Source organism: Streptomyces sp. NBC_01445, assembly GCF_035918235.1.
GTDB lineage: Bacteria > Actinomycetota > Actinomycetes > Streptomycetales > Streptomycetaceae > Streptomyces.
Genome location: NZ_CP109485.1, coordinates 802,521 through 815,792 on the forward strand (window position 1 = coordinate 802,521; position 13,272 = coordinate 815,792).

Here is a 13,272-nt window from a genome sequence, read left to right on the forward strand (position 1 = left end):
CCTCCACCATGATAGTTTTACGTTCAACAACTTGTCTCGATCTTAGAACACGAAACGGCCCCATGTACACATCGGAGCAAGGGCCCGCGAGCGGCCCGGAGAAGTCCACGTCGAACCAGCCGGCGGCGGGATCCACACCCCGGCGGATCTTCATCGACAAGCAGAGCCCCAAGGCCTACCACGCACTCGTGCAGACGTCGGAGGCGGTGCGAGCGGCCGCCGCCGACGCGGGCCTCGACCGCAGGCTGGTGGAACTGGTCAACCTCCGCGTGTCACAGATCAACGGCTGCGCCTACTGCCTGCACGTACACACCCGGGCGGCGCAGCGCGCCGGCGACACGACCGAGCGGCTGGGCGTGCTGTCGGCGTGGCGGGACACGGAACTGTTCAGCCCCACGGAACGAGCTGCCCTGGGACTGGCGGAGGCGACGACCGTGCCGTCCGACGCCGTCGCGCAGGAATCCGCCTACACCGCCGCCCGGGCCGAGCTCACCGAGGATCAGATCGCCGCCGTGATCTGGGTCGCGATAACGATCAACGCATTCAACCGCGTATCGATCCTCAGCAAACACCCGGTACGGGCGGATGGCTGACGCGTTCTCAGACCTTCACATCCCTAGCCATTCAGGCGGTTGCCGAAATTCGCTTCGTGTGCCGTGGTGGGTGCCTCTACCCTGACCCGGTGACGACTCAGGTGATCGTGTTGAACGGTGGGTCCAGTTCGGGCAAGTCCGGGATCGTCCGGTGTCTACAGGCGGTACTGCCGGATCCATGGCTCGCCTTCGGCATCGACCGGCTGATCGAGGCGATGCCCGCGTCCATGAAGGCATCGGGCGAAGGAATCGAGATCACTTCAGCCGGCGCGGTGAGCGTCGGAGCGGTGTTCCAGGAGCTGGAAGCAGCATGGATGGAGGGGGTCGCCGCGACGGCCGGTGCAGGCGCCCGGATCGTGATCGATGACGTGTTCCTCGGCGGGACGGAGTCACAGGAGCGGTGGCAGAAAGCTCTGGGCGGACTCGACGTGCTGTGGGTCGGCGTCAGGTGCGACAGCGAGGTCGCCGCGGGCCGCGAGATCGTCCGTGGGGACCGCGCCCAGGGGATGGCCGCAGCGCAGGCGGAGACGGTCCACCGGGGCGTCGTCTACGACCTGGAGGTGGACACCACGCACACGGAGTCCCTGGAGTGCGCGCGGACCATCGCCGCCCAGGTCAAGTGATTTTCCGCAGGTCGGCCCGGGTGCCGTCACCATGACCGCGCCGTTTAGGGTGCGGTCATGACCTCGCAGAACTACCTCTCCGAACTGTTCTCGCTCGACGGCCGGACCGCTGTGGTGACCGGTGGCAGCTCCGGCATCGGCAAAGCCATCGCCGGTGCGCTCGCCCGCGCTGGGGCGAGCGTGGTGATCGTGGCCCGCAAGGAGGCCGAACTCACCGCAACCGTCGACGAGTTGACGGCGGAGGGTTGCCGAGCGGCCTGGGTGAGCGCGGACCTGAGCACCCGCGACGGGGTGCGCGCGGCGGCGGAGCGGGCGGCCGGGGTGTTCGGCGAGCCCGACATCCTCGTCAACAGCGCCGGGATCAACCTGCGGCCCCCGATGAGCGAGCTCGACGACGAGGTGTGGGACGTCACGATGGCGGTCAACCTGGAGGCGCCCCACCTCCTGGGCCGGCGCTTCGGACCCGGCATGGCCGAGCGGGGCTTCGGGCGGATCATCCACATCACCTCCCAGCAGGCGCACCGGGCGTTCGTCCAGAGCGGCGCGTACGGGGTGTCCAAGGGCGCCCTGGAGGCGCTGGCCCGCTCGCAGGCCGAGGCGTGGTCGCCCCACGGCGTCACCTGCAACACACTCGTGCCGGGCTTCGTCATGACCCCGCTCAACGCGCGCTTGTCGTCCGACCCGGAAAAGGTGGCCGCGCTGGCCGCCCGCACGATGGTCGGCCGCAACGGCCTGGCCGAGGACTTCGCCGGAGCCGCGGTGTTCCTGGCCGGCCCGGCGTCCGCCTACGTCACCGGCCAGGCAATCTTCGTCGACGGCGGATTCTCGGTTCACTAGCAGCCCAGGGTGGGCTTAACTGCCGTCGTACACATCACGTCAGTTTGAAACTACGCCCCGTGGTCAGCTTCCCGCGCCGCACGCTCGACCCGGCCTCGATAGTCCTCCCACCAGGCCGGGTCGTCCGAGGCCATGCTGTCGTTGCCCTTGCTCATCCCCGAGGCGCCGTCCAGGAGTTCGCGGATGATGTCGGCGTGGCCGGCGTGGCGATGCGTATCGGCGATGACGCGTACGACGGCATGATTCAGCGTCACCTCGTCCCTGCCGCTGGGCCACCAGGGCACCTTGCCGACGGTGTCCAGCGGCAGCGCGTCGATCGTCGCGTCGGCATGCGCCCATGCGCGCCGATAGAGCTCCACGATGAACTCGCGTGACTCGTCGGCGGTGGCCCACATGTCCGCGTTGAGTTCTGCGCTCTCTTCGACCCAGGGCATGGGCTCACCGGACGGCCGCCCGAAGGTGTCACCGAGGTAGCCGAGTTCGACGCTGGCCACGTGCTTCACGAGGCCGAGCAGGTTGGTTCCGGTCGGTGTCAGCGGGCGGCGGATGTCGTACTCGGACAGCCCTTCGAGCTTCCACAGCAGGGCATCGCGGGCGGACTGCAGATAGAAGTGAAGGTCAGCTTTGGGCTCCGAAGCGTTCATGGGGCCAGTCTGCCGCCCGCGCGATCGTCGTTCACCCTCGTCAGCGAACAATATGAACGCTACTGATCCCGTCATAGGTTTTCGGCTCGGCCGTCCCTAGCATCTCCCCCGCCGCGCAACGGTGCGCGCCGGGGTGACGAGGAGCAGGCCACATGGGCATGATGACCAGACGCATCACATCGGGTTTCCGCACGAGGTCCGTGTCCGGTCGGCGCCACCGACGCGCTGCGACGGTTGCAGGCATCGCGGGTCTGGTCGCCTGCGCGCTCCCCGTTCCGGCTTCCGCTTCGTCGGCTGCCCTCGCGAGCAGACCGGCCTCCACCGCCTGCCCCGCGAATCTGGCCGGGAAGGCGACCTGTTACACCGGCCGGGACTCGAACGGCGCCTACTACGCGATCGCCGTCCCCAAGACGTGGAACGGCTCGCTCGTGGTGCACGCCCACGGCGGCCCTGACCTCGGCGCGGGCTCCGACCCCGAGCGCAGCGTCGACGACCTGAACCGCTGGGCGGTGATGGTGGACGAGGGCTACGCCTGGGCCGGTTCGTCGTATCGGCGTGGTGGCTACGGGACGCGGATGGCGGCCGCCGACACCGAGAATCTGCGTCGCCTGTTCGTGGGTGAATTCGGCAACCCCAGGCGGACCTACGTGCACGGCCAGTCCTGGGGCGGCAATGTCGCCGCCAAGGTCGTCGAAACCTACGGCGCGGCAAAGCACGGCCCGTACGACGGAGCCCTTCTCACCAGCGGCGTTCTCGGCGGCGGTTCTCGCGGATACGACTACCGGGTCGACCTGCGCGTGGTCTATCAGTACTACTGCCGCAACCATCCCCGGCCCACCGAGCCTCAGTACCCGCTGTGGGAAGGGCTGCGCGCCGACTCGACCATGACGGCCGCCGGGCTGCGGGCGCGCCTTCAGGAATGCACCGGGTACGCCTCCGAACCCAAGGAGCGGACGGCGACTCAGCAGCGCAACCTCGACGACATCCTCGCGGTCACGAAGATCCCCGAGCGCACCCTCGAGTCGCACCTGCGGTTCGCCACGTTCACGTTTCGCGACATCGTGCACAGCCGGCTCGGCGGGCGGAACCCCTTCAGCAATCAGGGCGTACGGTATTCCGGCTCCCACGACGACCGGGCGCTCAACGCCGGGGTCGAGCGGTTCTCGGCCGACCCGACCGCCGTACGCGACCTCTCATACGACAGCGACCTCACCGGCAAGGTGACCATCCCCGTGCTCACCATGCACGCGATCGACGACCCCACCGCGTTCGTCGAGCACGAGGCGGCCTACCGTGCCAGTCTCCAAGGCGCCCACCGCGAGCGGCACTTGGTGCAGACGTTCACTCGGGAAAGCGAACACAGTGAGCTGAGCAACTCCGAGTACGCCAACTCGATCACCGCACTGGACACCTGGGTGCGGACCGGGAAGAAGCCGACGCCGAACGCGATCGCGGCCTCGTGCGCCGCATTCGACGGCAGGTACGGCACCGGCTGCTTCTACGACCCGAGCTTCTCCCCCAGCGCCTACGCGTCACGGGTCAACCCGCGTCCGGGTGGCCTGCGTTGGCCGGCCATGACCGCCGCCCAGGAGAAGACCTGGAGCCGGATCGACGGCGTGGGCATCGCACCCTGAGACCACCGACGTGACCGCGATGCCACCGGGGGACGGCCCCACTCCCGGTGGCATCACACCGTGGTGATCATGCCTCCGTCGATGACGAAGTCGGAGCCGGTGACGTTTGCGGTTCGGTCGGAGGCCAGAAGCAGCACGAGCTCGGCGACCTCCTCGGGGTGGGTGAAACGGCCGGTCGCGGCTTCCCGCGCGACGTGTTCGATGACCGCGTCCGCCTCAAGTCCCCCGGCCTGACCGACCGTTGCCGCTACGCCGTCCTTCCCCAGCCACAGATCCGTGGCGACCGGACCCGGGCTGACCGTGTTGACGCGGATACCACTAGGCCCCAGCTCCTTGGACAGCGACTTGCTGAAGCTCAGCAGCGCCGCCTTCGCCGCGCAGTAGTCGATCACGAGCGGGTCGGGCAGGCGTGCGTTGATGGACGCCACCGTGATGATCGACCCGGCGGTGCGCTGGAGCATCAGCGGCAGCACCTCGCGGGTGGCGCGTACGGAGGCGAGGAAATTGATGTCCAGGGTGGTCGTCCAGTCCCGGTCGGTGACGGACGAGAAGCCACCGGTGCGTGTCCGGACCGCACCCACGTTGTTGACCAGGATGTCGGGCGGCCCGAAGGCGGAGCCCGCCGCCGAGACGAGCACGGCGGGCCCTTCGGGAGTCGCCAGATCCACCTCGACGGCCTGTACGGATCCTGTCCGGGCGAGGTCGGCCAGTTCGCCGCCCACGTGGCGCGCCCCGGCCGTCACGCGGACCCCTTCGGCCACGAGGGCCTTGGTGATGGCCAGCCCGATGCCCTTGCTCGCACCGGTCACCACCGCGGCTCTGCCCTGCAGCTTCAATTCCATGGGACGCCTTTCTGCGCCGGGCGGCGAGAGAAAACCGCTTAAACGGGACGGCGTTTCACAATACGGACTCCTACGACGCGCACGGCGCGACGCGCGGCAAGGCCGTGCGGCGCCAAACGGGGGTCAACTTCAACGTGAGAACGTCATCGTCGCCAGGCGCTGGTCCGGCCTGCACGGCCTTTTTTTGGCGCAATCGGTCACGAGCACTGCCCACTGTCCGGCGAAGGCGCCCCACAGCGTTCGCAACCCCGTCTCCCCCGGGGTCCGGAGTGTGAGGCAGTGCGTCTCCCGCCCAGGGGCGGCACAGGACCATCAACAGACCCTGGCCACAGAGTTCGGCCAGTTCGCGCATCACGGCGGACGGGTGGACACCCTCAGGGAGTGGTGCCCGGGTCGTCCCACGGGACGTGGCCGACCGCCCGGCCGTGAGGGTCGAGGAGTCGGCCCATGCGCTTGGCCGTGACGAGCGTGACGGTGCGGTCGTGCACGCGCAGATCCGGCAGTTGCTCACACATGTGGGCCTCGAACCCCGTGACATCCTCCGCCGTGCGCAGCCACGCGATGACCAGGAAGTTGGCTGTCCCGCTCACGGCACTGCACAGCCGGACCTCGGGCATGAGGCCGAGCGTGCGTGCCGCCGCCGTCAGTTGGTGGGCGGGGAGGTCGATGCGGTAGGTGGCTGCGAGCGGCCAGCCGGCGGCTCTCTGGGCGAAGTCGCAGCGGAAGTGGACGGACCGCGTTTCCATCAGTCGCTGGACCCTCCGGCGCACCGTCGCCTCGCTGACGCCCAGATCCCGGGCCAGCTCCTGGTGGCTTCGCCGCCCGTCCCGGCCGAGCGCGGCGATGAGTGCCACGTCGGCGGTGGCCGCTGTCGGGGAACGGCGCGGAGGTTGCTGCTGGGGAGCCAGGAGTGAGCGTTGCTGCCGGTCCAGGGCGCGCATGCGCCAGCCGCTCCCTTCTTGGTAGAGGCGCAGGCCGAGGTGGACGGCTGTCGCTTCCACGCCGGGCGCGGTGGGCAGGTCCCGGCGGACAAGGGCTGCGAGGGCGGCCGGCGTCGGGGCGGCCACGGTCACGGTCACGAAGAGATCGAAGTCACCCGTCACCTCCTCGACGCTGAGGACTTGGGGCAGCGCGCACAGGTGGCGCGTCACGTCGTCGACGGTGTTCGGTCGGCAGCGTACGTCGACGTAGGCGAAGCTCGTCGTGCTCGCGGACGGGTAGGCCGTCAGCCAGGCCAGCCCCTGGGCGACCAGCCGGTGCCAGCGCCGGGCCGCGGAGGTGGCGTCCACGCCGAGCGCCGGCCCGATCTGCGACCACGGCGCACGCGGGCTGCGCTGCAGGGCCTCGATCAACGCCAGGTCCGACTCCTGAAGCGAACCGGTCACCGCATCCCGGCGTTCCTCCGGCACTTCTGTGCTGGCATCAGGCATCGTGCACGATTCTCCGTCGAATTCCTGCGTTATCACGAGTGGGTGATCAGTGATCACCATCCTGGACTCACTTCGGCCCAGGTGTCGACCCCCGACCCCCGGACCCCGCCGGAGGTCTGGGAGGACTGACATGGAGACCGACGGGTCCCTGACCGTTGCCGCACCGCGCGAGGGCGTTGCCCTGCGGGACGGCCTCGCCCCGCGACTGCCCGCCCTCGGCCTGCTCTACCGCGATCTGCACTCCCATCCCGAGCTGTCCATGCAGGAGCACCGCACGGCCGGGATCGTGGCCGCGGAGCTGCGCGGGCAGGGCTGGGAGGTCACCGAGGGCGTCGGCGGCACGGGGGTCGTCGGGGTGCTGCGTAACGGCGAAGGACCGGTGGTCGCGCTCCGGGCCGACATGGACGGCCTCCCCGTACGCGAGGCGACAGGACTCGACTACGCATCCACGGATACGGCGCTGTCGCCGGACGGCGAGCCGGTTCCGCTCATGCACGCCTGCGGCCACGATCTGCACACGGCTGCTCTGCTCGGCGCCACCGGCCGGCTGGCGGCGCATCGGGAACTCTGGCGCGGCACGCTGCTGGCGATCTTCCAGCCGGGGGAGGAAACGGGCGCCGGGGCCAGGGCCATGCTGGCCGACGGTCTCCTGGAGCGTTTCCCGCGACCCGACGTGGTGCTCGGCCAGCATGTGGGCCCGCTCCCCCTGGGTTCGGTGGCTACGCGCCCCGGTGTCGTGATGGCCGCGGCGGACAGTCTCAGGGCACGTCTGCTCGGGCGGGGCGGGCACGGTTCGGCTCCGCACGCCACGGTCGACCCCGTGGTCATGGCGGCGGCGACGGTCATGCGGTTGCAGGGAATTGTGGCCCGCGAGGTCTCGCCGACGGAGTCGGCGGTCGTCACGGTGGGCTCACTGCGGGCCGGCACCAAGGAGAACAGCATCCCCGACGAGGCCGAACTCAAGATCAATATCAGGACGTTCGACGCCGCCGTGCGGCAGCGGGTGCTCGCCGCGGTGCGCCGTACCGTCGAAGGGGAGGCGGCGACCTCCGGTGCGCCTCGCCCCCCGGAGTTCAGCGAGCTCAACTCCTTTCCCCTGACGGTCAATTCGGACGGGGCGACGGAACGCGTCCTCCAGGCGCTCGGGGCGGGCGGCGCTCAGGTGCACACCCTGCGCTCCCCGCTGTCGGGCAGCGAGGACTTCGGCCTGCTCGCCACTGCGGCCGAGTGTCCGTCCGTCTTCTGGTTCTTCGGCGGTACGGAGGCCAGCGGCTGGGAGGGCGCCGATCCGGCGGGCGAGCAGCCGCCCACCGTGCACGGCAACCACTCGCCGTCCTTCGCACCGGTGGCGGATCCCGCGCTGCGTAACGGGGTCACGCATCTGCTCGACGCCGCCGCGGAGTGGCTCGACTCGGTGTGAATCCGGCGCCGAGGCCGGCTCAGGCGCCGGCGTCCGTGGGGGCATGCGGTGGCCCCTACGGACGCCGCGCCACAAAGACGAACTCCCTACCGGGACGGTCAGCGGCGTCACGAACCTCGTCGACCACGAATCCGCGTGCGGCCAACTGCCCCTCGATTTCTGAGCGTTCGCGGAACCGCAACGTGGAATCGGACGTCAGCACGTCACCGTCCCCAGAGAATACGTACGTCCACCGAAAGGTCACCAGAGGTCCACTCACGTCCGTCACCTCGACCCAGCTCTCGACCACACCGACTCCCGGGATCCGCGTCTGTGAGTACGACTCCTCGCGGTTCCACTCCTCCCAGGCGCGCCTGGCCGGGTCCCGGGTCTCGAACACCAGGCGACCGCCGGGCCGCAGTGCCTCGTACGCTCCTTGCAGCGTCCGTTGCCAGACCTTCGGATCGACGATGGCCTGCGCGACGTTCGCCGTCATGGTCGCCAGATCCGTCCGCAGGGGCGGGAGCGCTGTCGCGTCACCGCAGATCCAGCGCACCCGCTCGCTGCCGGGCTTGCCCCGGGCCACATCGACGGACGCCCGCGCGGGATCGACCCCCACGACGTCGATCCCCCGATCGGCCAGCAGCAGCGCGAACACTCCCGTCCCACAGCCGATGTCCAGCACGTGACGGGCTCCGAACTCCTCCGCCATACCCACGTATGCGTCGAGATCGCTGCGGTCGGGATCGAGTGCGTCATATACCGCGGCGAGCCGTGGATGCTCAAAACCCTCATCTGCCATGCGGCCGAAGGTACCGGGCACGATCAGTGAACCTCGCGTAATTTCCGGCCGGTTCCGCTCGGCACAACCGCGGCGCGCCGTCATGTGTCCAACCACAGAGCGCCGGCAGGAGCCGGCAAGGGGGACGGGGACGCGGGCCATGGGGAAATACACGGTCGCCCAGCACATCACGCGGTTCTTCTGGCTTCCGCGCGGTACGGAACGGCATCAACCCACTTCGTACGCGCGCCTGACAGGGATCTGGCTGGCGTCGATCGCCGTCGGGACGGCGGTCACCGCGGCCGGCGGGGCCGAGGAGTACGGCGGCGCCGACATCATGACGGTGATCGTCGTCCTGAACGTCATCGACGACATCATCACCGGCGTGCGGCACCGCTGGCCGGCCGCACTCGCGGCAGTGGCCCTCCTGTACGGCGGGAGCCGGCTCACCGGCGCCGTCCTGTCCGACTCCCTCGACACGGACTGGGCCACGACCATCGCCGCCGCCGTCGGCGTCACGCTCGCCCTCGCGGCAACGGCCACCCTCACCCGGCTCCCGCAACGCCCGGCAACGACGGCCCGGTGAGCCGCATGGCGCCCCCGGTTCGCCCCGCAGGCAGAGATGCGGCTCAGCCTTGAGTGATCTGGACAGGCCGATGGAGACACCACGAGCCCCGCACTCCGGGAGTGCGGGGCTCGTGCAGTGCTCAGGAGCTGGTCACGCGGTGACGGAGTACCACCGGGAGCAGATGGCCTCGCCCTTCACCACACAGACGCGCATGTTGAAGGTGTGGCCCTCCGGAAGGTTCTGGGTGTTGCAGTGGACAGCCGGAGCGGTGTCGTGATTGGTGTTCGCCGAGAGACCGACGGCGAGTTCGGCGCGGATGTAGTAGCCCTCGCCCGTGCCGTCCTCGGCACACACGGTGTCGCCCTTCCGGGTGTCGGTCGGGTCCTGGTACCACCTGCCGTCGCCGGCGAACTCGCCGTTGATGTACGCGTAGATCGTCGTGCCGTTCGGGTCGGGCGAATTGTGGAAGGAGACCGAAGGTGCCGCGCTCGCGGGCCCAGCTCCGAATCCGAGACCCGCGGCGGTGATCATGAGGCCGCCGGCGGCGACCGAAGCGACTCGCTTGGTGATCTGCATGGGATGTTCCCCCTGTAGTTGTGGCCCGCCTGGCCATACCTCCGCGGGCAGCCCAGTGGCTTCCGGCGACGCGGTGCGGCGTCGCGGCTCCCGGCCGGTGGCTCGATGCCCAGGCGGCGGACGGCGTACAACGAGAAGTCCAGGGCCTGGTCATGGCCGTACGCCTCAGGAAAGTATCCCCGAGCCGCGCTGGGGAGTCGTTAGCACTCAGTCCATGGATGCCTTGGCTGTGAGTCGACATCGGGCGCGTCCACGACGGAACCGATCACCTGCCGACCGCGTGATCCCGCTGAGTAGGATTCCCGCGCCCCGCCCCGAAGGGTGAGGAAGTGGGCAGGGATTCGGGCAGTGAGGGGCATATGAGATCTGGGGTCGGGGACTTCGTCCGCGCGGGAGTGTGTCTGCTGCTGGCCGTCGTACTGCTCGGCGCGGCCTGGCCGCTGTGGCACACCGCGCAACAGGCACGGCAGGACGACGTCGACTTCTCGAAGGTGGCCGTCGTCGAGAACGGTCATCGCACCGGCCAGTTGAAGGTGTGCGGAGACCTCAACCGCAAGCCGTACTGCCTGCAGCGCGAACGCGTCACCGTCCGGGACTCCGCCTACTCGCTCAAACGCTCCAGCACCAAGTACACCCTGGAACTGACCCGGGCCGACCACCGCCGCACGATGGAACTCGCCTACAGCGATCACCGCTCCCACGACGAGCGGGACTCGGTGTACGGGCGGGCACGTGCCGGGGAGCCGGTGACGCTGTTCTGGTGGCGCGATTCGGTACGCATGATCCAGGCAGGGAAGGACAGCGGCGACGACAGGTCCGTCGTACACACCAGCCACTACCCGGGACGGCTCTTCACCGCGCCCGCGGCCCTGGCCTCCGTCCTTTGGGGGCTCGGACTCGGGCCGCTGTGGGCAGCGATGTGGCTGCTGCTGCGTGGTCGGCGCAACCCGCTGACGATGGCGTGGCAGTGGCTCGCACCTGTACTCGCCCTGGCCACCGCGGGCGGCGTCGGGGCAATGGCCACATTGATCGACCCCCGGCCCAGAGCGGTGGTGCTGAGCTTCGCGGTGGCGGCCGTGGCCCTCCTGGTCCCCGCTCTGCTCGGGCTGCGCCGGTGGACGCGGACCCGGCTGCCGCGCAAGTGCGACGTGGAGCCGGTTCAGCCGGTCGAAGTGCACCCGGTGGACGGCGGTGTCTCCGGCACCGGCCCATGGAAACTCGGCATCAAGGGCCCGCTGTACGTAGGACCGGAGGTCATCGGCACCACCCCCGACCCGGCCGCGAAGGTGGCGCTGAAGCCGCTGCCGGGTCCGCTGCGCGTGATCACCGTACGGCCGCCGTACCGCAGCGACCCGCGCGCAGTACGCCGGTACTCGATCCAGCCCTACCTCGACGAAGAAGCACGCGCACGTAGAGCAGAACAAGAGCGCTGGTACACCCGCGGGCCGCAGAGCCAACCGACCCACCCCCTCGTCGCCGTCTGCGAGGTTCTCGACGGCCCGGGCCGCGGCTCACAGGTACTGATAGGCGCACCGGAACAGGACATGCCGGAGGTGCTGGGCGCCATTGCCGCCCATGCTCGGCAATGGCAGTGAGCCGGGCGGTGCCTGCCGCGAGCCGCTCGAGCAGGTCACCGTCACGTGTCAGGGGGATGGGGGATGGACTTCGGAGGCCACACAAAAATGAAGTCACAAATTAATCACCTGCTGTTCATATTTCCTTCACATGCTCCGTCGACGTAATAGCCTCATCCCACCTGTAACACCTCAGGGGGGACGACATGACCAACGCGTACACAACGCCGCCCGCGCCGCGCCCGGTTGACACCCGTCCGCTGCGCAAGCGGAAGCGCGTGTGGCTCGGCGGGTCGGGGCTGCTGCTCACCGGCGCGCTCATAGTGGGCGCCGGGAACGGCGATCAGCAGCCCGTCGCCGCCGAGGCCAAGCCCGCGCCGACCGTCACCGCCACCGTGACCGCCACGCCGGAGCCCGCGCCGACCGTCACGGAGACCATCAAGGCCAAGGCGAAGCCGCGCCCCACGGTCACCGTCACCAAGACCGCCCGGGCTGCAGCCGACACCGGCAGTGATACGGGCAGCGATACGGGAAGTGGAAGCGGCAGCCAGGACACCACCGGCACCTGCTCGATCACCTCCAACGCGGGCAACTGCTATTCGGCCGGCCAGTTCTGCCGCAACAGCGATCACGGCGCCGTCACCACCAACGAGGGCGGCACGCGCATCAAATGCGTGTACAGCTCCAACGCCTGGCGCTGGACGTACGCCTGACGGCACGTCACTACAGGCCGGTTGGCGCACTCGGCGGCCCACCCGTCAGGGGTCAGGCAGACGGAAGTGAAGGGGACCGGGCCTCACAGGTCGGGGCCCCGGCCTCCCTCACCGAGGTCGTCGGGGAGGCGTACCGCAGCGCCCGGGCCGTTCGGCGCAACGAGGACGTCGCCGTGCGTCTGCGGCGCGTTGACGACCCGCGCATGGATCAGCTCTGCGTCGCCGGCGCACCGGGCCGATACGAGGACTTCTGCTGTCAGCCAAGACCTCACCTCCGGCGTGGCATGGGCGGCAGAATCGTCGAATGCAGCAGGCGGTCTTCGTACTCGTACACAGTCCCTCCGTGGGTCCCTCGACCTGGCACCCGGTAGCCGAGCACCTCAAGGCGAGCGGTCACCAGGTGCGGGTGCCGTCACTCCTGCACATCGGCGCCGGTGTCCCGCCCTGCTGGCCCCGCGTCGTCAGTGCCGTCCGTGACGGACTCCGGGAGGTTCCGGCCGGCAGCCCTGTCACGTTGGTGGCCCACAGCAACGCCGGCTTGTTCCTCCCCGTGATCCGCACGGGGCTCGACCATCCGGTCAGCGGCTCGATCTTCGTCGATGCCGCGCTGCCGGCCCGCGTCGGACCAACTCCCCTGGCACCACCGGAGTTGCTGGAGTTCCTCACGCCCATGGCCGTCAACGGCAGACTGCCGCGCTGGACCGACTGGTGGGACGAGGCCGACGTGGCACCCATGTTCTCGGATCCGACGATGCGTCAGACCGTTGTAGAGGAACAGCCCACCCTGCCGCTGTCCTACTACGAGCAGCGCGTCCCCGTCCCGGACGGGTGGGACGACCACCCGTGTTCCTACCTGCTGTTCGCCCCGCAGTACGAGGATGCCGCCGCCGAAGCCCGCGAACGCGGCTGGCGCGTGGCACACCTGCCGGGCGAACACCTCCACCAGATCATCGCCCCGGAAGCCACGGCACAGCACCTCATCGAACTCGCCCGCACACCTTGACGCGCCGCCCGCTTCACCCCGACCGCACACCAAACGGTTCCGCCGCCGTGCGAGA

14 protein-coding genes are annotated in these 13,272 nt (G+C 69.5%); 9 read left to right on the plus strand and 5 right to left on the minus strand.

What is annotated here, in order from left to right:
- The first annotated feature begins 62 nt into the window (after positions 1-62).
- The 3 genes from OG574_RS03940 (at position 63) to OG574_RS03950 (ending at position 2,053) form a co-directional block, all read left to right on the plus strand.
- Positions 63-593 carry a carboxymuconolactone decarboxylase family protein gene (locus OG574_RS03940; protein ID WP_326771860.1) on the plus strand — a complete coding sequence of 177 codons (531 nt, stop codon included), beginning with the start codon at positions 63-65 and terminating at the stop codon, positions 591-593.
- Between the two features lie 89 nt (positions 594-682).
- Complete coding sequence (gene cpt, locus OG574_RS03945) at positions 683-1,216, plus strand: chloramphenicol phosphotransferase CPT (protein WP_326771861.1); 534 nt, start codon at positions 683-685, stop codon at positions 1,214-1,216.
- 57 nt (positions 1,217-1,273) lie between these two features.
- Complete coding sequence (locus tag OG574_RS03950; RefSeq protein ID WP_326771862.1) at positions 1,274-2,053, plus strand: SDR family NAD(P)-dependent oxidoreductase; 780 nt, start codon at positions 1,274-1,276, stop codon at positions 2,051-2,053.
- Positions 2,054-2,103: 50 nt separating this feature from the next.
- On the opposite strand, the gene OG574_RS03955 is transcribed toward OG574_RS03950, so the two are convergent.
- Positions 2,104-2,697 carry a DinB family protein gene (locus OG574_RS03955; protein ID WP_326771863.1) on the minus strand — a complete coding sequence of 198 codons (594 nt, stop codon included), beginning with the start codon at positions 2,695-2,697 and terminating at the stop codon, positions 2,104-2,106.
- A 152-nt stretch (positions 2,698-2,849) separates the two neighbouring features.
- On the opposite strand from OG574_RS03955, the gene OG574_RS03960 reads away from it, so the two are divergent.
- Positions 2,850-4,331, plus strand: coding sequence for a hypothetical protein (locus OG574_RS03960; RefSeq protein ID WP_326771864.1), 1,482 nt, complete (start codon positions 2,850-2,852; stop codon positions 4,329-4,331).
- 53 nt (positions 4,332-4,384) lie between these two features.
- On the opposite strand, the gene OG574_RS03965 is transcribed toward OG574_RS03960, so the two are convergent.
- Together OG574_RS03965 and OG574_RS03970 are read right to left on the minus strand one after the other, a co-directional pair.
- On the minus strand, positions 4,385-5,173 hold the full coding sequence (locus tag OG574_RS03965; RefSeq protein ID WP_326771865.1) for an oxidoreductase: 789 nt from the start codon (positions 5,171-5,173) through the stop codon (positions 4,385-4,387).
- Between the two features lie 374 nt (positions 5,174-5,547).
- The gene (locus tag OG574_RS03970) at positions 5,548-6,558 is read right to left on the minus strand and encodes an Lrp/AsnC family transcriptional regulator (protein ID WP_326771866.1); all 1,011 of its coding nucleotides are present in this window, start codon (positions 6,556-6,558) and stop codon (positions 5,548-5,550) included.
- Between the two features lie 175 nt (positions 6,559-6,733).
- Here OG574_RS03970 and OG574_RS03975 point away from each other — a divergent pair, with 175 nt between their 5' ends.
- On the plus strand, positions 6,734-8,023 hold the full coding sequence (locus OG574_RS03975) for an amidohydrolase (RefSeq protein ID WP_326771867.1): 1,290 nt from the start codon (positions 6,734-6,736) through the stop codon (positions 8,021-8,023).
- A 55-nt stretch (positions 8,024-8,078) separates the two neighbouring features.
- Here OG574_RS03975 and OG574_RS03980 read toward each other — a convergent pair whose 3' ends face one another.
- Positions 8,079-8,804, minus strand: a complete 726-nt coding sequence (locus OG574_RS03980) for a class I SAM-dependent methyltransferase (protein ID WP_326771868.1) — start codon at positions 8,802-8,804, stop codon at positions 8,079-8,081.
- A 139-nt stretch (positions 8,805-8,943) separates the two neighbouring features.
- Between OG574_RS03980 and OG574_RS03985 the strand changes: the two genes are divergently transcribed.
- On the plus strand, positions 8,944-9,369 hold the full coding sequence (locus OG574_RS03985; protein WP_326771869.1) for a hypothetical protein: 426 nt from the start codon (positions 8,944-8,946) through the stop codon (positions 9,367-9,369).
- Between the two features lie 132 nt (positions 9,370-9,501).
- Here the strand turns inward: OG574_RS03985 and OG574_RS03990 are convergent, their stop codons facing one another.
- Positions 9,502-9,927, minus strand: coding sequence for a hypothetical protein (locus tag OG574_RS03990; protein WP_326771870.1), 426 nt, complete (start codon positions 9,925-9,927; stop codon positions 9,502-9,504).
- A 359-nt stretch (positions 9,928-10,286) separates the two neighbouring features.
- On the opposite strand from OG574_RS03990, the gene OG574_RS03995 reads away from it, so the two are divergent.
- The 3 genes from OG574_RS03995 (at position 10,287) to OG574_RS04005 (ending at position 13,217) form a co-directional block, all read left to right on the plus strand.
- Positions 10,287-11,522 carry a hypothetical protein gene (locus tag OG574_RS03995; protein ID WP_326771871.1) on the plus strand — a complete coding sequence of 412 codons (1,236 nt, stop codon included), beginning with the start codon at positions 10,287-10,289 and terminating at the stop codon, positions 11,520-11,522.
- Between the two features lie 185 nt (positions 11,523-11,707).
- Positions 11,708-12,214, plus strand: coding sequence for a hypothetical protein (locus OG574_RS04000; protein WP_326771872.1), 507 nt, complete (start codon positions 11,708-11,710; stop codon positions 12,212-12,214).
- A 304-nt stretch (positions 12,215-12,518) separates the two neighbouring features.
- A complete protein-coding gene (locus tag OG574_RS04005; protein WP_326771873.1) occupies positions 12,519-13,217 on the plus strand; it encodes an alpha/beta hydrolase in 699 nt (232 codons plus the stop codon).
- Positions 13,218-13,272 lie beyond the last annotated feature (55 nt).

What these genes read in the sequence shown, in the direction of transcription:
- OG574_RS03940 (WP_326771860.1), top strand. Translation starts at nt 63, where the DNA reads ATGTACACATCGGAGCAAGGGCCCGCGAGCGGCCCGGAGAAGTCCACG.
- OG574_RS03950 (WP_326771862.1), top strand. Translation starts at nt 1,274, where the DNA reads ATGACCTCGCAGAACTACCTCTCCGAACTGTTCTCGCTCGACGGCCGG.
- OG574_RS03955 (WP_326771863.1), bottom strand. Translation starts at nt 2,697, where the DNA reads ATGAACGCTTCGGAGCCCAAAGCTGACCTTCACTTCTATCTGCAGTCC.
- OG574_RS03960 (WP_326771864.1), top strand. Translation starts at nt 2,850, where the DNA reads ATGGGCATGATGACCAGACGCATCACATCGGGTTTCCGCACGAGGTCC.
- OG574_RS03965 (WP_326771865.1), bottom strand. Translation starts at nt 5,173, where the DNA reads ATGGAATTGAAGCTGCAGGGCAGAGCCGCGGTGGTGACCGGTGCGAGC.
- OG574_RS03975 (WP_326771867.1), top strand. Translation starts at nt 6,734, where the DNA reads ATGGAGACCGACGGGTCCCTGACCGTTGCCGCACCGCGCGAGGGCGTT.
- OG574_RS03980 (WP_326771868.1), bottom strand. Translation starts at nt 8,804, where the DNA reads ATGGCAGATGAGGGTTTTGAGCATCCACGGCTCGCCGCGGTATATGAC.
- OG574_RS03985 (WP_326771869.1), top strand. Translation starts at nt 8,944, where the DNA reads ATGGGGAAATACACGGTCGCCCAGCACATCACGCGGTTCTTCTGGCTT.
- OG574_RS03990 (WP_326771870.1), bottom strand. Translation starts at nt 9,927, where the DNA reads ATGCAGATCACCAAGCGAGTCGCTTCGGTCGCCGCCGGCGGCCTCATG.
- OG574_RS03995 (WP_326771871.1), top strand. Translation starts at nt 10,287, where the DNA reads ATGAGATCTGGGGTCGGGGACTTCGTCCGCGCGGGAGTGTGTCTGCTG.
- OG574_RS04000 (WP_326771872.1), top strand. Translation starts at nt 11,708, where the DNA reads ATGACCAACGCGTACACAACGCCGCCCGCGCCGCGCCCGGTTGACACC.
- OG574_RS04005 (WP_326771873.1), top strand. Translation starts at nt 12,519, where the DNA reads ATGCAGCAGGCGGTCTTCGTACTCGTACACAGTCCCTCCGTGGGTCCC.